The sequence below is a fragment of the Streptomyces tateyamensis genome, assembly GCF_003205575.1.
Classification (GTDB): Bacteria; Actinomycetota; Actinomycetes; order Streptomycetales; family Streptomycetaceae; genus Kitasatospora; species Kitasatospora tateyamensis.
The window spans coordinates 1-912 of record NZ_PYBW01000176.1; the positions used below are offsets into that span (position 1 = coordinate 1).

General features: G+C 66.4%; 1 pseudogene. It reads right to left on the reverse strand.

From position 1 onward, the window contains the following. Nucleotides 1–897 (reverse strand): annotated as a pseudogene (locus C7C46_RS31450) (IS3 family transposase); the annotation flags it as partial. Nucleotides 898–912 lie beyond the last annotated feature (15 nt).

Genomic DNA, 912 nt, shown 5'->3' on the forward strand with positions numbered 1-912 from the left:
GGCGAGTGTCATGGTACTCAATCGCCGTTCGTGCTGATGCTCGTACTCGGCCGGGCAGAGCTGTCCGGTGGTGGAGTGCCTTCGCCAGGTGTTGTACCGATTGAGCCAACGGAACACTGTGCGGCGGCAGTTGGTGACTCCGTTCCAGCGGCGTGCGCCCTGGAGGATTTCTCGTTTCAGGGACGCGTGGAAGCTCTCGCAGGCGGCGTTGTCCGCGGAGGTGCCGACCGCGCCCATGGACTGCGTCACCCCCAACTCCTTGCACAGGTCGGCGAATTCCTTCGACGTGTATTGGGCTCCGTGGTCGCTGTGGAAGATCGCTCGGTCGAGGCTGCCACGGGTGGCCGCCGCCGCCCGCAGCGCGTCTGCGACCAGTTCCGTGCGCATATGGTCGGCGATCGACCACCCGACCACTCGGCGGGAGAAGCAGTCGATGACGGTGGCGAGGTAGAGGAACTCGCCGTCTCCGACCGGGAGATAGGTTATGTCGCCCATGTATTTCCGGTTCGGCGCGGGCGCGGTGAAGTCGCGCTTGAAGAGGTCCGGCACCGGGGTGGCGGACGGCTCGGGGATCGTGGTCCTCACCTTCTTGCGCAGGTGCACGCCGACGATGCCGAACTTGCGCATCACCCGCGCGACCTTCTTCTCGTTGACGAGCTCGCCGCCGGCCTGGAGATCGGCGGTGACGCGCGGGGAGCCGTAGGTGCGGTCGGACTCGGTGTGGATGGCCCTGATCCTGTCGGCCAGGAGGGCGTCGGCGTGCTCGCGTGAGGCCCGGGCCTCACGGCCGGCGCGCCACTTGTAGTAGCTGGCGCGGACGACGTCGAGCACCTGGCACAGCCGCTTGACCGGATAGGTCTCGCAGTGGTCCTCGATGAACTGGAAGCGGCTTAGGAGCCGTCAACTAACTAC